The 18,694-nt window shown below is 64.2% G+C and carries 14 protein-coding genes; 12 read left to right on the forward strand and 2 right to left on the reverse strand.

Annotated features, from left to right (window positions below; translation table 11 throughout):
- Positions 1-25: 25 nt before the first annotated feature.
- Positions 26-1,156 carry an HPP family protein gene (locus tag BLT65_RS17350; RefSeq protein WP_091779400.1) on the reverse strand — a complete coding sequence of 377 codons (1,131 nt, stop codon included), beginning with the start codon at positions 1,154-1,156 and terminating at the stop codon, positions 26-28.
- 399 nt (positions 1,157-1,555) lie between these two features.
- Here BLT65_RS17350 and BLT65_RS17355 point away from each other — a divergent pair, with 399 nt between their 5' ends.
- Positions 1,556-1,975 carry a phasin family protein gene (locus BLT65_RS17355; RefSeq protein WP_042314373.1) on the forward strand — a complete coding sequence of 140 codons (420 nt, stop codon included), beginning with the start codon at positions 1,556-1,558 and terminating at the stop codon, positions 1,973-1,975.
- A gap of 58 nt (positions 1,976-2,033) precedes the next feature.
- On the opposite strand, the gene BLT65_RS17360 is transcribed toward BLT65_RS17355, so the two are convergent.
- Positions 2,034-3,098, reverse strand: a complete 1,065-nt coding sequence (locus BLT65_RS17360; RefSeq protein ID WP_091779402.1) for a zinc-binding metallopeptidase family protein — start codon at positions 3,096-3,098, stop codon at positions 2,034-2,036.
- Between the two features lie 371 nt (positions 3,099-3,469).
- Here BLT65_RS17360 and BLT65_RS17365 point away from each other — a divergent pair, with 371 nt between their 5' ends.
- From BLT65_RS17365 to BLT65_RS17415, 11 genes are all read left to right on the forward strand, one after another.
- Positions 3,470-6,895, forward strand: a complete 3,426-nt coding sequence (locus tag BLT65_RS17365) for a transglutaminase family protein (RefSeq protein ID WP_091779404.1) — start codon at positions 3,470-3,472, stop codon at positions 6,893-6,895.
- Between the two features lie 48 nt (positions 6,896-6,943).
- The gene (locus BLT65_RS17370) at positions 6,944-9,556 is read left to right on the forward strand and encodes a circularly permuted type 2 ATP-grasp protein (protein ID WP_091779405.1); all 2,613 of its coding nucleotides are present in this window, start codon (positions 6,944-6,946) and stop codon (positions 9,554-9,556) included.
- Entirely contained in the window at positions 9,553-10,443 is an 891-nt protein-coding gene (locus tag BLT65_RS17375) for a transglutaminase family protein (RefSeq protein WP_042314377.1), read from the forward strand. Before BLT65_RS17370 ends, BLT65_RS17375 begins: the two co-directional genes overlap by 4 nt.
- A 74-nt stretch (positions 10,444-10,517) precedes the next feature.
- The gene (locus tag BLT65_RS17380) at positions 10,518-10,940 is read left to right on the forward strand and encodes a MarR family winged helix-turn-helix transcriptional regulator (RefSeq protein WP_091779407.1); all 423 of its coding nucleotides are present in this window, start codon (positions 10,518-10,520) and stop codon (positions 10,938-10,940) included.
- A gap of 60 nt (positions 10,941-11,000) precedes the next feature.
- Entirely contained in the window at positions 11,001-11,444 is a 444-nt protein-coding gene (locus BLT65_RS17385; protein WP_091779409.1) for a MarR family winged helix-turn-helix transcriptional regulator, read from the forward strand.
- Between the two features lie 80 nt (positions 11,445-11,524).
- Positions 11,525-12,640 carry an HlyD family secretion protein gene (locus BLT65_RS17390; RefSeq protein WP_091779411.1) on the forward strand — a complete coding sequence of 372 codons (1,116 nt, stop codon included), beginning with the start codon at positions 11,525-11,527 and terminating at the stop codon, positions 12,638-12,640.
- A gap of 21 nt (positions 12,641-12,661) precedes the next feature.
- Positions 12,662-14,242: a DHA2 family efflux MFS transporter permease subunit gene (locus BLT65_RS17395; RefSeq protein ID WP_042314381.1), complete on the forward strand. Its 1,581-nt coding sequence runs from the start codon at positions 12,662-12,664 to the stop codon at positions 14,240-14,242.
- A 55-nt stretch (positions 14,243-14,297) separates the two neighbouring features.
- Positions 14,298-15,752, forward strand: a complete 1,455-nt coding sequence (locus BLT65_RS17400; RefSeq protein WP_091779413.1) for an efflux transporter outer membrane subunit — start codon at positions 14,298-14,300, stop codon at positions 15,750-15,752.
- A gap of 86 nt (positions 15,753-15,838) precedes the next feature.
- Complete coding sequence (locus tag BLT65_RS17405) at positions 15,839-17,023, forward strand: thiolase family protein (RefSeq protein WP_091779415.1); 1,185 nt, start codon at positions 15,839-15,841, stop codon at positions 17,021-17,023.
- Between the two features lie 123 nt (positions 17,024-17,146).
- Entirely contained in the window at positions 17,147-18,085 is a 939-nt protein-coding gene (gene panE / locus BLT65_RS17410) for a 2-dehydropantoate 2-reductase (protein ID WP_042314384.1), read from the forward strand.
- 70 nt (positions 18,086-18,155) lie between these two features.
- On the forward strand, positions 18,156-18,455 hold the full coding sequence (locus tag BLT65_RS17415) for a hypothetical protein (protein WP_042314385.1): 300 nt from the start codon (positions 18,156-18,158) through the stop codon (positions 18,453-18,455).
- Positions 18,456-18,694: the final 239 nt, after the last annotated feature.

Consider the following 18,694-nt stretch of genomic DNA (forward strand, 5'->3'; position numbering starts at 1 on the left):
ATTCAGCGGCGTGAGACGGCCGCGCTCAGGCGGCGGGACGCTGTTGCACCTGACCTTGAGCTTGAGCCTGCATCTGCGTCTGCCGGTACAGACCCGCGATCAGATCGGACTGCGTGATGATGCCGACCAGTCTGTCGTGCGAGTCGATCACGGGAATGTGGTGGTGGCCGTCGTCGGCGAAGAGCGGCACCAGTTCGACGATCGGCGTGCTGGTCGAGACGGTGCGCACGTGCGTCGTCATGACGGTGCTGACGAGCCGTCCGCGGGTCGCGTCGCGCTTGAAGAGACGTGCCGACAGCGCTTCCATCAGGCGCAGGTCCGCGCTTTTCGGCTTGTTCGCGAGATCGGCGCGCGTGACGATGCCCGCCACGTGCTGACGCTTGTCCACGACGGGCAGCGCCTTGATCGAGTGACGCTGCAACAGGTCCGCTGCGGCGCGCAACGTGCTATCGGGCGTGACGCTGACGACGGGCGCGGACATCACGTCGCGGCATGCCAGTTCGCTGAAGGTGCGCGCGTAGGCCTGCAACTGCGTTTCGCGAAACAGCGTTTCGAGGTCTTCAGGGTCGATGTCGAGCAGTTCGCCGCGTCGGTTCAGCACGGCTTCGAGGTCGGCGCGCGTGATGCTGTTGCCGGATGCGGGCGCTTGCGGCACGGACGGCGCGGCGCGCGTCGCGTGCGGATAGCGGTGGCCCGTCACCGCGTGATAGACGAGCGCCGCGCCGAGCAGCGCCGCCGACTGGATCAGGATCGGCTCGAGCACGAAGCGAAAGCCGAGCGCATGAATGGCGGGTCCGCCGACCACGGCCGTCAACGCGACGGCGCCCGACGGCGGGTGTACGCAGCGCAGCGCGAACATCGCGGCGATCGCCACGCCCACCGCGAGCGCCGCCGCTGCGACAGGGTCGGAGATCAGCATCGCGCAGGCCACGCCCACCGTCGCCGACACCAGATTGCCGCCGATGATCGACCACGGTTGCGCGAGCGGACTGGCGGGCACGCCGAACAGCAGCACGGCCGACGCGCCCATCGGCGCGACCAGCAGCGGAATGTTCACGTTCGGACCGAGCAGCAGATGCATGCTGCCGCCCGTGAACGCAATGCCAATCAACGCACCGAGCGCCGAGCGCATGCGCTCGGGCCATTTGACGTTCATCGCGGCGGGATAAAAGCGCGCCAGCCACTGGAAAAAAGGGGAACGGGTCAAGATATTGTTCTGTTGAGGGAATCGGGCAGGCGTAAGTTAAGGGAAAAGCTGTCAGAAAGGAAACAACTTGTCGTCATGGATATATGCCAACGTGATATAAATCCCGCGCAACGCCCGCCCAGCGGACGCTTGTCGGGCCTGCAAATGCAGGGAAAACCCGTAAGCCGTGCGTCGTTGCACTGCATCATAACGTGATATGAAATGGGCATAGCATGGCCGCCGTGGCTGCTGGCATCCGTGTTGCTCGCTGGCGCATTGCCGCATTAACGGGCATGATCGTGCCATGTGCCTGCGTCAAGCCTTCGAGGCACATGCCCAACCCACCGAAGCACCCTGTGGAGATCAAGCATGGAACCCTTTGACGCCGCCAATCCGTTCGCCGAGTTCAACAAGCTGTTCGAACAGTTCAAGCTACCCGGATTCGACGTGCCGGCCGTGATGGAAGCGCGTCGCAAGGACGTCGAGGCCCTGATTGCCGCCAATCAGACGGCCGTGCAGGGCATCCAGGCGCTCGCGCAAAAGCAGGCCGAAATGCTGCGTTCGACGCTATCCGAGTTGCAGGACGTCGCGCAGAAGCAGGCAGCGTCCGGCGGCGTGCCGTCGGCGCAGACCGCGGAACTCGTCCAGCAGACGCTGCACAAAGCGCTCGCGGACATGCAGCAGCTCACGCAAGCCGCGTATCGCACGCAGGCCGATTCGTATGCGGTGATCGCGAAGCGTGTCGAAGAGAACGTCGAAGAGCTGAAGACCCTGCTGCAGAAGAAGTAACGCGCGTTCGCGCAGGCTGCAACGCGAGGCTGGCCGCGCGTGCGCGGCTTGTGCGTGACTACTTGCGCGCCGACACCTGCGCGATCACGCGATGCACGAAACGCAGCTTGTCGACGACGGGCGGCGCCAGCGCGAATGGATAACCGTCCGGCATGCCGAGACTGCGGTTCAGGCTGTTCAGCACGTCCGTCAGCGGAAACCAGCGCTTCATCAGGTTATCGAAGCTCGCTTCCTCGACGGGCGTCTGGTCGGTCAGGGACGGCTCGTTCGGCGCGGGCGGCAGCAGCGCAAGCCCGTATGCCGTCGACGTATCGAGCACCTCGACGATCATCAGATAGTGCGCCCACGTTTCGGCCCAGTCTTCCCACGGATGCATCGTCGCGTACGCGCTGATGAATCTGTTTTCCCAGTCGGCGGGCGCGCCGTTGCGATAGTAGGCGTCCATCGCTTCGCGATAGTCGGCCTGGTCGTCGCCGAAGCGTTCGCGAAACGGCTTGAGCCAGTGCGTTCCCGCAACCAGCTTCTCGAAGTAGTAGTGCCCCGACTCGTGGCGGAAATGCCCGAGCAGCGTTCGATACGGCTCGCGCATGTCGGTGCGGACTTTCTCGCGGTGCGCGTCGTCGGCTTCGGCCACGTTCAGCGTGATGCGGCCGTTGTCATGTCCCGTCATCACCGCTTCGCCGTCGCCCGTATTTTCGCGGAAGTCGAATTCGAGGCCGTTGTCGGGATCGACCTGGCGCGATTCGATCGCGAGGCCCAGCGAGTCGAGCGTATAGAGCAGGCGGCGCTTCGCGGTCTCCAGCCGGTACCAGTAGAGCCGGTTGTTCGGTTCCGCGAGATTCGGGATCGTGTGCGTGAGACGGCATGAGCGGCACAGCGTTTCGGGATCGTCGGCGGGCAGCATCCAGTTGCAGATGTTCTCGACCGCGTAGTTGTGGCATTGACGGTACAGCTTGCCTTTGACGTCGGGATGCAGGCTGCGCCACTGGCCGTCGCCCGCGTCTTCGAACGCACTGATTTCGGCCAGTTCGGGCACGTAGCCGAGCAGCGCCTCGCAGCGCTCGCACAATACGTTCTCGAAGAACACGCGCTGGTCGCATCGGTTGCAATGGAAGGCTTTCATCGCTTCAATCCGTTTACGTTTATGTCGTCGTGCAGTGGATGAGATGGGTGTCCGGCGGCCGTGCATGGCGCCGTGACCGTGGAAACGCGACGCGCGTGGGTTCCCGCAATCTTCATGCCGCTCCGCTATAAACGTCGTGGGTCTTGCGCACATTACGTGCGTGATCGCCCCGCCGCATGCGCCGCTTTGGTGCGTGTGGTCGGTCGCGTGGCACGCGTGCTTTGACATTCGAAGCCCTTTGAAGCATGAGGCCGCCACGTGACAATGCGATAGATGCAAACGCAGCACCCGCAGCCTTTTCACGCTCAACGGCATAGAGCTTGCTTTTCGCGTCTGCCCCCTTATCGGTCTTTCCCGCCCAGGAGTCCGGAGTGTCCATACGTGTCGCGCTGAACCATGTCACGCATTACCGCTATGACCGTCTCGTCGGATTGTCGCCGCAGGTCGTGCGGTTGCGCCCGGCGCCGCATTGCCGCACGCCGATCCTGTCGTACTCGATGCGCGTCGAGCCGGAACTGCACTTCATCAACTGGCAGCAGGACGCCTTCGCGAACTACCAGGCGCGGCTCGTGTTTCCCGAGCGCACGCCCGAGTTCAAGATCACGGTCGATCTCGTCGCGGAAATGGCCGTCTACAATCCGTTCGATTTCTTCCTTGAGCCGGCCGCCGAAAAGTTTCCGTTCGAATACGCGCCTGAGCTTGCGGCCGAACTGGCGCCGTATCTCGTCAAACGCGAAATGACGCCGCGCTTCAAGGAGTTCGTCGCGAGCATCGACCGTTCGCCGCGCGTCACAGCGGATTTCCTCGTCGAGCTGAACCAGCGTCTGCAGCACGATATCCGCTATCTGATCCGGATGGAGCCGGGCGTGCAGACGCCCGAGGAAACGCTAGTCAATGGGTCGGGCTCGTGTCGCGATTCGGGCTGGCTGCTGGTCGAGACGCTGCGCCAGCTGGGGCTGGCGGCGCGCTTCGTGTCGGGCTACCTGCTTCAGCTTGCGCCCGATACCAAGTCGCTCGATGGCCCGAGCGGCACCGAATACGATTTCACTGACCTGCATGCGTGGTGCGAAGTTTTCCTGCCCGGCGCGGGCTGGATCGGCCTCGATCCGACCTCGGGCCTGCTCGCGGGCGAGGGCCATATTCCCGTTGCGTGTACGCCGGAGCCGGGCAGCGCCGCACCGATTTCGGGCGCCGTCGACCAGTCCGAAGTCGAGTTCGAGCACGCGATGTCGATCACGCGCGTGCTCGAAACGCCGCGCGTGACGAAGCCCTATACGGAAGCCGCGTGGGACCGCGTGCTGACGATGGGCGCGCACGTCGACAGCCAGCTCGGCGCGATGGACGTGCGCTTGACGATGGGCGGCGAGCCGACTTTCGTGTCGGTGCGCGACCGCGACGCCGCCGAATGGAACACCGACGCGCTCGGCCCGACCAAGCGCGGTTATGCCGTCGCGCTGATGGACAAGCTGCGCGGCCATTACGGCGCGAACGGCTTTCTGCATATCGGCCAGGGCAAGTGGTATCCGGGCGAGCAGTTGCCGCGCTGGGCGCTGTCGCTCTACTGGCGCGCGGATGGCGAGCCGTGCTGGAAAGACCCGGCGCTGTTCGCTGACGAGCGCAGCCCCGGCCGCTATACATCCGACGATGCGCACCGCTTCATCACGCGGCTTGCCGGCAAGCTGTCCGTCGACAGCGAGTACGCGCAGCCTGGTTACGAGGACACGTGGTACTACCTGTGGCGCGAGCGTCGTTTGCCCGTCAACGTCGATCCGTTCGATTCGCGTCTCGACGACGAAATGGAGCGCGTGCGGCTGCGCCGCGTGTTCGAGGCGGGGCTGTCGGGTGTGACGGGTTACGTGCTGCCGCTGGCCCGCGCGACGAACGGTCCGGGCTGGACGAGCGGCGCATGGTTCTTCCGCGACGCGCGCATGTATCTGATTCCCGGCGATTCGCCGATGGGGTTGCGCCTGCCGCTCGATTCGCTGCCGTGGGTTGCGGAGGAAGATTATCCGTACCAGCATGCGCACGATCCGTTTGCGGAACCCGCGCCGCTGCGCACGTCGGCGCAATTGCGGATGCAGTATGAAGGCGTGTCGTATGACGCTCGCGGCGGTGCCGAACCAGGCGTTGCAAGAGGCACGGGCACAACTGGCCCCGGCACAGGCACGCTGCCTCAGGACCGCCTTCCCGAGCGTGGCGAATCGGCAGCATCGCTGATCCGCACGGCACTGTGCGTCGAGGTGCGCAGTCCGGCGCGCGCAGCGGGCCCGAAAGTGGAGGCCGACGCGTTGGGCGATGGGCGTGCGCTGCTGCACGTATTCATGCCGCCGCTCACTGAAGTCGACGACTATCTCGACCTGCTTGCCGCGATCGAAGCCACGGCCGCCGAGCTGAAGATGCCCGTCGTGATCGAAGGCTATCCGCCGCCGCGCGATCCGCGTCTGCATGTGCTGCAGGTGACGCCCGATCCCGGCGTGATCGAAGTCAACATCCATCCGGCGAAGAACTGGGACGAACTCGTCGATCACACCGAGTTCCTCTACAACGCCGCGCACGAGACGTATCTGAGCACCGAGAAGTTCATGCTCGACGGCCGCCATGCGGGCACGGGCGGAGGCAATCACTTCGTACTCGGCGGCGCGACGCCTGCCGACAGTCCGTTTCTGCGCCGCCCGGATCTGCTCGCCAGCCTCGTCGCGTACTGGCACAACCATCCGTCGCTGTCTTACCTGTTTTCGGGGCTGTTCATCGGGCCGACCAGCCAGGCGCCACGTATCGACGAAGCTCGTAACGATCAGGTCTACGAGCTGGAACTGGCGTTCAGCGAACTGCAACGGCAGATCGATCTGCTCGGTGGCCAGGGTAGCGCGCAATTGCCGCCGTGGATGATCGACCGCGCGCTGCGCAACATCCTGATCGACGTGACGGGCAACACGCACCGCGCCGAGTTCTGCATCGACAAGCTCTATTCGCCCGATGGCCCGACGGGCCGACTTGGCCTGCTCGAACTGCGCGGCTTCGAAATGCCGCCGCACTCGCGCATGAGTCTCGTGCAGCAACTGCTGCTGCGCGCGCTGGTCGCGAAGTTCTGGAAGACGCCGTACACCACGCGCCTCACGCGCTGGGGCACCGGCTTGCACGACCGCTTCCTGCTCGGCACGTTCGTGCAGATGGATTTCGACGACGTGCTCGCCGATCTGCGCGGCGCGGGTTACGCGTTCGACAGCGAATGGTTCGCGCCGCACTTCGCGTTCCGTTTCCCGGCCATCGGCGAGATGCACGCGAACGGCATGTCGTTGACCATCAGCGGCGCGCTGGAGCCTTGGCACGTGATGGGCGAAGAGGGCGCGGCGGGCGGTACGGTGCGGTACGTCGATTCGTCGGTGGAGCGGCTCGAAGTGAAGGTGTTGGGGCTGAACGACAATCGCCATGTGGTGAGCGTCAATGGCGTAGCCCTGCCGCTGCAACCGACGGGCCGCATCAGCGAATTCGTCGCGGGCGTGCGCTTCCGCGCATGGGCGCAGTCGTCATCGCTGCATCCTACGATAGGCGTACACGCACCGCTGACGTTCGATGTCGTCGATACCTGGACGGGCCGCTCGATCGGCGGATGCCAGTATCATGTCGCTCATCCGGGCGGACGCAACTATCAGACGTTCCCGGTGAACGCGTACGAAGCGGAAAGCCGGCGACGCTCGCGCTTCTTCACGACGGGCCACACGCCGGGGCCGCTGGTGACGCAAGCGCCGCCGCGCAGCCTGGAGTTTCCGTTCACGCTGGATTTGCGGCACTGGTAAGCCGCTGCTTCAACCTTAGACCCATAACGACAGACTCGCGACGACATCTTGGCTTTTCAATCGACCTTTCCGTTCGAAGCGGCAGCAGGCCATACCGACGCGCTGGCGCTGCTGCGCTCGCTGCCGCTGCTCGACGTGCGCGAAGGCCACTGGGACGAACTGCGCGACGAATCGGGCGCGCTGCGCGAGCCGTGGCGGCGCTTTTTCGAACTGCTCGGCGAGGAAGGCATCGCGGGTCTGGAGCCGGGGCGAGCATCGATCGCCCAGCAGGTGCGCGACAACGACATCACGTACAACGTCTACGCGGACAAGGGCGAGCCGCGTCCGTGGTCGCTCGACCTGCTGCCGTTCATCATCGGCGAAGACGAGTGGGCGCATATCGAGCGCGGCGTGAAGCAGCGCGCGCAATTGCTCAACGCGATCGTCGCTGATGTGTACGGTCCGCAGATGTTGTTGCAGCAAGGCAAGCTGCCCCCCGCGCTCGTCTATGGGCACCCCGGCTATCTGCGCGCCGTGAAGGGCTTCGCGCCGCCGGCCGGCCAGTTCCTGCAGGTGATCGGCGTCGATCTGGCGCGCGCGCCCAACGGCGAGTGGACGGTCGTGTCGCATCGCACCGAAGTGCCCTCGGGCCTCGGCTATGCACTGGAAAACCGCATGATCGTGTCGAGCGTATTCGCCGACGCGTTCCGCGAAATGCGCGTGAGCCGCCTTGCGCCGACGTTCTCCACGCTGATCGCGACGCTCGCCGAATGGGCGCGCGCGACGATGCGCAACGGCAAGACGGACAGCGCGCCGCATATCGCGCTGCTCACGCCGGGGCCGTTCGCAGAGACGTATTTCGAGCATGCGTTCCTGGCGCGCTATCTGGGCGTGACGCTCGTCGAAGGCAAAGACCTGACGGTGCGCAACGACATGCTGTATCTGAAGACGCTCACGGGTCTGGAGCGCGTGCATGTCGTCGTGCGGCGCCTCGACGATGCGTTCTGCGACCCCGTCGAACTGCGCGCCGATTCGACGATCGGCGTGCCGGGGCTGTTGCAGGTGATGCGCGCGGGCAACGTGATCGTGTCGAACGTGCCGGGTTCGGGCTTCCTCGAATCGCCGGCGATGCACGGTTTTTTGCCGGGCATCGCGCAGACCTTGCTGAACGAGCCTCTGTTGCTTAACGGCGTGTCGACGTGGTGGTGCGGCGAGGACGCCGCGCGCGAGCACGCGTTCGCGAACATGGACGACGCCTTCCTGCAACCGACATGGCCCACGCGTACGCCGGACGGGCCGCCTGGCATCGCGCCTGGCGCGCAGCGGCTCGACGCGTGGAAGAGCCGCATCGAGCGCGCGCCCGATGCGTTCACGATCCAGCAGCCGCTGCCGTACTCGTGTACGCCGCGCTACGAAGACGGTACGCTCGGCAACCGGCCGAGCGTGCTGCGCGCCATCGCTGTCGCCGATGCGAACGGCAACTGGCACGTGCTGCCCGGCGGCTTCACGCGTCTCGCGGGGGAGCGGCAGTCGTCCGTGTCGATGCAGTTCGGCGGCAGCAGCGTCGATACATGGGTGCTGTCCAGCCATCCGAATTCGACCTTCACGCTGTTGCCTTCGCCGCTCAAGCCCGCGGATCTCGCGCGTAAGCATCGCACCGTGTCGAGCCGCGCGGCGGAGAACCTGTTCTGGAGCGGCCGCTACGGCGAGCGCGCGGAAAACAACGTACGGCTGCTGCGGCTGATTCTCGGCTCGCTGGAAAGCAACGGCGCGGACACCATGTTCGGGACGCTCGCGGAACTCGCGCTGCAATACGGCCTCGTGCAATCGGGCGACATCGTGGCGGGCCAGTCGCTGCGAGCGTTCGAGCGCACGCTGGTCGCGAATCTGCACGAAAACACGGGCGCTTACAGCATCGGCCAGAATCTCGCGAGCCAGGCGCGCGCGAGCGGCGAGATACGCGGCCGGCTTTCGAACGATCACTGGCGCATCACGCTAGCCGCACGCAACGACTTTCGCGACGCGCTGCACGAACTGACGCCGGCGGCGGCGGTGTCGTCGAATGCGTCGTCGCGCGGCAAGGCGCGCTACAACCGCGTGTCGCTGATGAACGCGCTCGAACATCTTTCGACGCAACTCGCGGCGATCAGCGGCGCTCAAGGCGACCGCATGACGCGCGACGAAGCGTGGCGCCTGATGTTCGCGGGCCGGCACATCGAGCGCGTGTGGGCGATGACGTCGATACTGCGCGTCGTCGCGATGCAGCGCCAGCTGGCGACGCCCGCCGCGTTCGATCTGCTGCTGCAACTGTTCGACAGCACGCTCACGTATCGCTCGCTGTATCCGGGGCGCCTCGAAGTGCCTGCGCTGATCGATCTGCTCGTGATCGAGCCGACTAATCCGCGCGGACTGTACGGCGTGTATGCGCGGCTGTGCTCGAAGCTGGACGATATCTCGATGGCGGCAGGCAACACGCGCCACCGGCGTTTCAACGACATGCTGCCGGACGTGAGCACGCTGCCCTCGCTGGAACAGTTGTGTACGACCGATGACACCGGCATGTACGAGGAACTGATCACGCTGTGCGACCGCCTCACGATGAGCATGACGGCAGCCGCCAACGAAATCAGCGCGCGCTATTTCAGCCACGCGAACACGCTGGCTGCGCAGGTGTCGCAATGAAAGACGCGCAGACCCTGCTATCCGTGTCGCATCGCACGACCTATCACTATTCGACGCTCGTCGAAACCGCGCAGCATCTCGCGACCATTCGCCCGCTCGCGTGCTCGTGGCAGCGCGTGGTCACGCATACGGAGCGCATCGAGCCGTCGCCTTCGTATCTGCATAGCCGCATCGACGCGTTCGGCAATGACGTGCTGTATTTCGCGCTCGATGCGCCGCACGAACGCCTGCAAATGGTCAGCGAAACGACCGTGCAGCTCACGCCGCGCTGGCGCGATCTCGATCCCGACGCGACGCCCGAATGGGAAGAGGTGGCGGACTCGCTGCGGTTTCGCGCGGGCGGCGAGTGTCATCCGCAGGTCGAGTTCCGTTTCGCGTCGCCGAATGTCACGCTCAAGCCAACGTTACGCGACTATGCACTGCGCAGCTTCCGCCCCGGCACGCCGATCGTCGCGGGCGCAATCGATCTGATGCACCGCATTTACGCGGATTTCGACTACAAGCCGTCGGCGACGATGTTCGATACGCCCGCCGAACGTGCGTTCGATATGAAAAGCGGCGTCTGCCAGGACTTCGCGCAGGTGATGATCGGCTGCCTGCGCGCGCTCGGCCTGCCCGCGCGCTATGTGAGCGGCTATCTGCGCAACGATCCGCCGCCGGGACAGCCGCGCCTGATCGGCGCCGATGCGTCGCATGCATGGGTGTCGGTGCATTGCCCGCAAAGCGGCTGGATCGACCTGGACCCGACCAACGATGTGCTCGCCGACATGGACCACGTGACGCTCGCGATCGGCCGCGACTACAGCGACGTCTCGCTGCTGCGCGGCATGATTCTTGGCGGCGGCGCGCATCGCGTCGAGGTCGCCGTCAGCGTGTTGGCGCTGTGAGCAACAATGAATTTCAGCTGGCGCATCACAACGCGATTTGACAGCGTGCATACGCACATATAGACTTCCTTCCCATGAGCAAGCCTATTTCTCACGACGATTGCAACTGTTTCGCACTGCGCCAGGCGGCGCGGTTCGTCACGCAGATCTACGAACGCCATCTGGGCCAGGTTGGCCTGACGGCGGCGCAGTTCACGATCGTCGCGAAGCTCGCCCGCAAGCCGGGCCTGACCATGGTGGAACTGGCCGACACGATGGTGATGGAACGCACCACGCTCGTGCGTGCGCTGAAGCCGTTGCAGCGCGACGGCCTCGTGCTCAGCGAGCCGTCCGAGCATGACGGCCGCACCTATCAGTTCAGCCTGTCGAAAACGGGCAAGGATACGTTCGAGCAGGCCGCCATCGCGTGGCGCGCCGCGCAGGACGAATTCGAAAGCAAGTTCGGTCGCAGCCGTGCCAAGGCGTTGCGCGCCGAGCTGTTCAATCTGACCTCGTAATCCGGTTGTTTTTTGCGCGTTGCATCGCGCGTTCGACGAAATCGATTCAATGGTGTGCATATGCACGTAGAAACTGAGACTGAAGAAATACAGGTTTCGCCCAACGACGACTGCTTTGCGATCCGCCAGGCGGCGCGCTACGTGACGCAGTTATACGACCGTCATCTCGGTCAGGTGGGGCTGAAAACCACGCAGTTTTCGATCATGTGCCGGCTGCGCCGCCGCAAGTGGATGACGATGAAAGAACTCGCCGACTCGATGGTGATGGAACGCACCACGCTGGTCCGCGCGATCCAGCCGCTGCAGCGCGACGGGCTCGTGTTCACGGAAGCGTCGCGCAGCAACCGCCGCGTGTTGACGGTGATGCTGACGACAGCAGGCGAAGAACGGTTGCAAGCGGCGCGCGACCACTGGTTCGCGGCGCAGGAAGAATTCGAGCAGCGCTTCGGACCGCAGCGTGCAGCGAGTCTGCGCGAAGAGTTGTTCGACATGACCAGGCGCTAACGCTCACGATTTCAGGCAACAAAGCGGGCGCTTCCAGGCGCTTTTTTTCAACGTTTCCCAGTGCATACGCACATAGAGCCATGTCTACAACTCCTTCTATTGCTCCGCCGAGCGTCGTCGGCGCCGCAAAACAGACGCGCAGCATTCCGTGGATGCTGCTGGCGGTGATCACCGTCGTCGTCGTTGTCGCGGCGGCTGCATCGTACTGGTTCTTCGTGGGCCGCTTTGTCGAAACCACCGACGATGCCTACGTGGGCGGCGACGTCACCGTGCTTGCACCGAAGGTGAACGGCTTCGTCAACGACGTGCTGGTGCAGGACAACCAGTATGTGAAAGCGGGGCAGGTGCTGATCCGCCTCGATGCGCGCGATTACGATGCGCGACTCGCGCAGGCCAATGCCGAAGTCGCGAGCGCGGAAGCGGCCGTGACGGAGCTCGAAGCGAAGAAGTCGCTGCAACTCGCGACGATCAACGAGCAATCCGCCGAAGTGCGGGCGTCAGGCGCGGAACTCACACGCAGCGCGTCGGACTCGGCGCGTTACCGCCAACTCGTGAAGGACGATGCGGTGTCGAACCAGGTTGTCGAACGCGCGGACGCGGACCTCGCGAAAGCGCATGCCGCCGTGGATCGCAGCAGTGCCGCGTTGACGGCGGCGCAGCGTCAGTTGCCCGTGCTCGACGCGCAGATCAACGACGCGCATGCCCGCATCGCGACGGCCGTGGCGGCGCAACGTGTCGCCGCGCTCAACGTCGAGTACACGACGATCCGTGCGCCGATCGACGGCTATGTCGGCAATCGCACGGCGCGCGTGGGCGTGCTGGCCAATGTCGGCGTGTCGCTGCTGACGGTGGTGCCCGCTAGCGGACTGTGGATCGACGCGAACTTCAAGGAAGACCAGTTAAAGAAGATGAAGGTCGGTGACACCGTCGATGTCGATCTGGATGCGTCGAGCCATCCCATCGAAGGCGTGGTCGAGAGCTTGGCGCCGGCGACGGGTGCGACCTTCAGCGTGCTGCCCGCGGAGAACGCGACAGGCAACTTCACGAAGATCGTGCAGCGCGTGCCCGTGCGTGTGCGCCTGACGGTGCCGAAGGAGATGCAAGGTGTGCTGCGCCCCGGTCTCTCGGCGACGGTGAAGGTGCATCTGCGCAGCGAAGCTGACGCAAACCACGACGCAGCCCGCTCGGCTTCGTAACCCACGGACGCCGCGACCATCATGAGCAAGACGACATCCGCACCCGTGAACCCGGCCGATCTGCCGACCGCAACCAAAGTCTTCGCGTTTTCGCTGCTGTGCCTCGGCTTTTTCATGGCGACGCTTGATATCCAGATCGTGGCGTCGTCGCTGAAGGATATCGGCGGCGGCCTGTCGGCGAGTCAGGATGAACTCTCCTGGGTGCAGACCGCGTATCTGATCGCCGAGATCATGGTGATTCCGATGTCGGGCTGGCTCACGCGCGTGTTCTCGACGCGTTGGGTGTTCGCGGCATCCGCGTTGGGGTTCACGATCACGAGCATGCTGTGCGGGCTCGCGTGGGACATCAACTCGATGATCCTGTTTCGCGGCCTGCAAGGCGCAGCGGGCGCTGCGATGATCCCCACCGTGTTCACGACCGCCTTCATGCTGTTTCCTGGCAAGCAGCGGATCATCGCCGCGACGACGATCGGCGCGCTGGCGTCGCTCGCACCGACGATCGGCCCCGTGATTGGCGGCTGGATCACCGATCAATGGTCGTGGCACTGGCTCTTCTATCTGAACCTCGTGCCGGGCGTGCTCGTGACGGTGCTCGTGCCGCGCTATGTCAATGTCGATCACGCCGATGTCTCGCTGCTCAAGACGGGTGACTATCTGGGCATCGTGCTGATGTCGGGCTTTCTCGGTTGTCTCGAATATGTGCTCGAAGAAGGGCCGCGCAAGAACTGGTTCGGCGACAACGCAATTCTGTTCTGCGCGTGGATCTGCGCGATCTGCGGCTTCCTGTTCCTCGTGCATGCGTTCACGGCGAAAGAGCCGATCGTCGATCTGCGGGCGCTCGCAATTCGCAACTTCGGTATCGGCAGCCTGTTGTCGTTTATCACAGGTATCGGCCTGTTCTGCACGGTGTTCCTGACGCCCGTGTTTCTGTCGCGTGTGCGTGGTTTCGATTCACTGCAGATCGGTCTCGCGCTGCTGTCGGTCGGTTGCGCGCAACTGGTCGCGCTCACGGCGTACTCGTTTCTCGCACGCAGGGTCGACATGCGACTGCTGATGGTGTTCGGCCTGATCTGCTTCGGCGTCGGCTGCTACCTGTATGTGCCGCTGACGAACCAGTGGGGCTGGCACGAACTGCTGATTCCGCAGGTGCTGCGTGGCGTCGGCCAGCAATTCTGCGTGCCGCCCATCGTGACGATGGCGCTCGGTTCGCTGCCGCCTTCGCGGCTCAAGTCGGCGAGCGGCCTCTTCAATCTGATGCGTAACCTGGGTGGCGCGATCGGCATTGCGGTGTGCAGCACGATGCTCAACGACCGCCTGAACCTGCATTACGAACGGCTCGATGAACACGTGACGGCCGGCCGCCCGGTGATCGAAGCGATGCTGCGCAATCAGGCCGCGCATTTCTCGGCGGTCGGCGGCGACGTGATCAACGGCGCATCGGCGGGTCTCGCATCGCTGCATTCGCTACTGATGCGCGAAGCGCTCGTGCTGACGTTCTCCGACACGTTCCTCGCGGTCTCGCTGTGCTTCGCAGTGGGCCTGATCAGCGTGCTGTTCTCGCGGCCTTTCGGTCTTACCGCGCCGCCGCCGGACGCGCACTGAAACGCACTGAACCACGCGAAAGCCATCAACACATCCGATGATTGGAAGACCCGACATGAAAACGATCGTAGCCAAAGCGCTCGCCGTTGCCGCCGCCATGACGCTTGCTGCGTGTGCCGTACAGCCCGAGACGCACGCGGACTTGCCGCAGACGGTGAAGACCGTCGCCCCAGACGCGTGGAGCGTCGACGCGCCGAAAGATAGCGTGGATGCCGACCAGTGGTGGTCGCAATTCGGCGACCCAACCATGCACAAGCTCGTGGACATCGTGCTCAACGACAACCTCGACGTGAAAGCCGCCGTCGAGCGCGTGAAGCAGGCGCAGCAGGTCACGAAGCAGCAGCGCGCAGCGCTCGCGCCGCAACTCGATGCAGGCGCGACGGCGGCGTATGAGCGGCAGAATACGCCGCCGCCGCTGGGCTATGTGAAGCAGGCGGGCATCGGCTTGACGGCTTCGTGGCAGCCCGATGTATTCGGCGGCGAACGTCTTGCGGTGCTTGCGGCGCAGGCGCAGGTGTCGGGGCGTCAATCGGCGCTGAACGAATTGCGGCTCGCGCTGGCCGCGAATGCGGCCGCCGCGTATATCGACTTGCGCTGGGCGCAGTCGCAATTGCAGATCGTCAACGACAACGAGGAAATCCGCGCTCGCGCGCTGAAGCTCACGCAACAGCGCCTGAAATACGGGCTGTCGACACAACTCGACGTGGCGCGCGCGCAGAACCAGTTGCAGGATTTGCAGGCGCAGCTTCCGAAGATCCGCTCGGACATTCAGCACGACATGAGCCTGATTGCGGTGTATTCGGGACGCACACCGGAAAGCGTCGACAGTCTGTTGCTCAGTGAGGCGCATCCGATTCCCGTGCCCGCGCAAAGCGTGCCGCAGACGCTGCCATCCGAAGCGTTGCTGCGCCGCCCCGATGTACGGACCGCCTATGCGACGGTCGAGCAGCGCGCGGCCGAAGTGGGTGTCGCGCGAGCGGACCGCTATCCGAAGTTCAATCTGAGCCTGAGCGACGGCATTCTCGCGTCGTCGTATCTCGGCCTGCCGACGTTGACGGACAACCTGTTCAGCGCGGCGTTGAACGCGACGAGCCCGATCTTCAACGCGGGCCGCATCACCGCGCACATCGAGCAGAACGAGAGCCGCATGCGCGAATCGCAACTCGGCTTGCAGCAGACGATGCTGAACGCGCTGAAGGAGATCGAGGACACGCGCAGCGATCTCGTCAACGGCGACGCGCAGGTCGAGAAACTCGACGGCGCGCTTGGTGCGTCGGGGCAGGCGCTGAAGCTTTCCACTGAGCTGTACAAGGGCGGGGCGTCGAGCTTCCTCGATGTGCTCGATGCGCAAGAGGCCTATCTGCGCGACGCGGAATCGTTGAATCAGGCGAAGCGCGAGCATGCGCAGGCGGCTGTTGCGCTGTATCGGTCGCTCGGCGGTGGCTGGGATGCGCCGGCCAATAGCGATGTTGCGAAGGCGAAGCCGTCGACGGATGTCGCGGCTAACTAAGGCGAAACGAAGCGAAATAAAGCGGAACGAAAGTGCCTCGTTTGCGCGAGGCACGCAAGCGTAGTCCTTCAACCTGAGGAATAGCGATGAATGCTCGCGATATTGTGATTGCCCATCCCGTCCGCACGCCGATTGGCGCATTCGGCGGGTCGTTGAAAGAAGTGCCTGCCGTGCAGCTGGGCGCGGCTGTCGTGCGCGAGACGCTGCGGCGCGGCGGGCTCGATGCGAAGGCGTTGTCGTCGGTGGTGATGGGTAACGTCGTGCAGGCGGGGAACAAGATGAACCCGGCGCGCCAGGCGGCGATAGGCGGCGGCGTGCCCGTCTCGGTGCCCGCGCTCACGGTGAACCGCGTGTGCGGCTCGGGCGCGCAGGCGATCGTGTCGGCGGCGCAGGAGATCGCGCTCGGACTCGGCGACGTGGCTGTCGCGGGCGGCATGGAGAACATGGACCGCGCGCCGTATCTGCTCGAAAGCGGACGCTGGGGCAGTCGTATGGGCAATGCGCAAGTGCATGACAGCATGTTGCGCGACGGCCTCGTCGATGCGTTCTCGAACGAGCACTCTGGCTGGCACACAGAAGACCTCGTGAGCAAGGCCGAACTGACGCGCGCCGCGCAGGATGAATGGGCGGCGCGCTCGCAGCAGCGCTTTGTTGCCGCACAGGAGCGGGGTGTGTTCGACGCGGAACTGGTCGCCGTCGAAATCGCGGGGCGCAAGGGCGCGGTGCAGTTTGCGCGCGACGAGCAGCCGCGTCCCGACACGACGATCGAGACGCTCGCGAAGCTGCGCCCCGCGTTTCGTCCCGATGGCACGATCACGGCAGGCAATGCGCCGGGTCTCAATAGCGGTGCTGCGGCGATGATCGTCGCGGGGCGTGACTATGCAGAGGCGCATGGCATCGAAGCGTCCGCGCGTCTGGTTTCGTTCGGCATCGCAGCCGTCGAGCCGGGTATGTTCGGCCTCGGTCCCGTTCCCGCCGTGCAGATCGCGCTCGAGCGCGCGGGCTGGAAACTCGGCGACGTCGAACGTGTCGAGATCAACGAGGCCTTTGCTGCCGTGCCGCTTGCCGTCGCGCAGAAGCTGGGGCTTGCGCTCGACATCGTCAACGTTGAAGGCGGCGCGATTGCGCATGGTCATCCCATCGGCGCGACGGGTGCGGTGCTCACTACGCGCCTCATCCATTCGATGCGCCGCGATGGCATCAAGCGCGGCATCGTGACGTTGTGCATCGGCGGTGGGCAGGGCATCGCGCTCGCGCTGGAAATCGTCTGACGCGGTTTTCGTTGCTGTTTTGATGCCCGCAGCGGGACACCCAAGTCCGCTGCGGGCATCGTCGATTTGGGACATACTTCATGCGCATGGCGTACGCCAGGCAAACGGACTAACGGAGGAGCAATGCGAATTCTCGTAGTGGGCGCGGGTGCTGTGGGCGGATACTTCGGCGGACGTCTTGTGCAGGCGGGCCGCGATGTCACGTTTCTCGTGCGCGAAAAGCGCGCTGAAGAACTGCGGCACTTCGGGCTCGTCATTAAAAGTCCGCGCGGCGATGTGACATTGCGCGACGTGAAGACCGTGCTCGCGGATCAGATCACGCAGCCATACGATCTCGTATTGTTGAGCTGCAAGGCGTACAACCTTGACGATGCGATTGAATCGTTCGAATCCGCTGTCGGCGAATCGACGATGATCCTGCCCGTGCTGAACGGCATGCGTCATATCGATGTGCTCAAGCAGCGATTCGGCGCGACGAAGGTATTGGGCGGGCAGTGCGTGATTGCCGCGACGCTCAATCGCGAACGCGAAATCGTGCATCTGAACGACATGCATGCGATCGGCTTCGGTGAGCTCGGCGGCGGATTGAGCGAGCGCGTGCAAGCGGTTGCATCGGCGTTCGATGGTGCGAGCTTCGACTCGACGGCGTCCGACAACATCCTTCAGCAGATGTGGGAGAAGTGGGTGTTTCTGGCGACGCTTGCGGCCAACACCTGTTTGCACCGTGCCGCGATCGGCGACATTCTGAAGACACCGGACGGGCGCCGTGTGATCGAAGGCATATTGGCAGAGTGCAAGGCGGTCGCGGCGGCGAACGGTTATGCGATCGGCGAAGCGTCGAATGCGCGTGCGCAGACCATTCTGTTTGCGGATGGCTCGGCGTTGACGGCGTCGATGCTGCGCGATATTGAAGGGCAGTCGCGGATCGAGGCCGATCATATCGTCGGCGATCTGATTGCGCGCGGCGGCGACGCGCAGAAGGATGGGGCGCTGTCGTTACTGCGTATCGCGTACAGCCATCTGAAAGCTTATGAGGCGAGGTTGGCGCGGTTATCCGCGTAAGAACTCGGAGGGGCCAGAACGCGGCGAAGCTGAAGTAGAATCGACGGCACTGAATCACGCGAGGTGGACCATGCCCACTCCCCAAGGATCGGTGCCAGCGTTATGTACGGCTTCCGCGACGACGTTCTCGATCGGTATTATCTTTCTTGGCTATTGGGGTCTCCAGGAAGGAGGCCACTGGACGCTTACCGATAGGTTCGTTGCTGGGCTTGCGATTGTTGGGTTTGCGTTTTTGGGTCTCGTGCCGTGGGTGGCGACTAGTCCCGTCGTGCCTGATACGAATGATAAGAAGGTGCGCTCCGCGCGGGGGATGTTTCTGGTTGGGATGATTGCGGTTTGGTTGTCCATTGTTGTGTCGGTTATCTTTTGATTTTTTTTGTTTGTCTGCGACGCTGGGGTGGTTGTTTTGGGGGGTGCGCGGGCGCGTTGGGTTGGGTTTGGTTTGCTCGTGTTTGCGCTGGCATCCGCGCTTTGCCTTCGTGCTTCACGCGTTGCGCCTGTGGGTTTGCGTTTTCGCTGGCATCCGCGTTTTGTTAGCGTGCTTCACGCGTCGCCCCTGTGCGGGGCGGCACCTACTTTTCTTTGCCGCCGCAAAGAAAAGTAGGCAAA

The sequence above is a fragment of the Paraburkholderia steynii genome, assembly GCF_900100565.1.
Taxonomy (GTDB): Bacteria; Pseudomonadota; Gammaproteobacteria; order Burkholderiales; family Burkholderiaceae; genus Paraburkholderia; species Paraburkholderia terrae.

What these genes read in the sequence shown, in the direction of transcription:
- BLT65_RS17350 (WP_091779400.1), bottom strand. Translation starts at nt 1,156, where the DNA reads ATGAACGTCAAATGGCCCGAGCGCATGCGCTCGGCGCTCGGTGCGTTG.
- BLT65_RS17355 (WP_042314373.1), top strand. Translation starts at nt 1,556, where the DNA reads ATGGAACCCTTTGACGCCGCCAATCCGTTCGCCGAGTTCAACAAGCTG.
- BLT65_RS17360 (WP_091779402.1), bottom strand. Translation starts at nt 3,098, where the DNA reads ATGAAAGCCTTCCATTGCAACCGATGCGACCAGCGCGTGTTCTTCGAG.
- BLT65_RS17375 (WP_042314377.1), top strand. Translation starts at nt 9,553, where the DNA reads ATGAAAGACGCGCAGACCCTGCTATCCGTGTCGCATCGCACGACCTAT.
- BLT65_RS17380 (WP_091779407.1), top strand. Translation starts at nt 10,518, where the DNA reads ATGAGCAAGCCTATTTCTCACGACGATTGCAACTGTTTCGCACTGCGC.
- BLT65_RS17385 (WP_091779409.1), top strand. Translation starts at nt 11,001, where the DNA reads ATGCACGTAGAAACTGAGACTGAAGAAATACAGGTTTCGCCCAACGAC.
- BLT65_RS17390 (WP_091779411.1), top strand. Translation starts at nt 11,525, where the DNA reads ATGTCTACAACTCCTTCTATTGCTCCGCCGAGCGTCGTCGGCGCCGCA.
- BLT65_RS17395 (WP_042314381.1), top strand. Translation starts at nt 12,662, where the DNA reads ATGAGCAAGACGACATCCGCACCCGTGAACCCGGCCGATCTGCCGACC.
- BLT65_RS17400 (WP_091779413.1), top strand. Translation starts at nt 14,298, where the DNA reads ATGAAAACGATCGTAGCCAAAGCGCTCGCCGTTGCCGCCGCCATGACG.
- BLT65_RS17405 (WP_091779415.1), top strand. Translation starts at nt 15,839, where the DNA reads ATGAATGCTCGCGATATTGTGATTGCCCATCCCGTCCGCACGCCGATT.
- panE (WP_042314384.1), top strand. Translation starts at nt 17,147, where the DNA reads ATGCGAATTCTCGTAGTGGGCGCGGGTGCTGTGGGCGGATACTTCGGC.
- BLT65_RS17415 (WP_042314385.1), top strand. Translation starts at nt 18,156, where the DNA reads ATGCCCACTCCCCAAGGATCGGTGCCAGCGTTATGTACGGCTTCCGCG.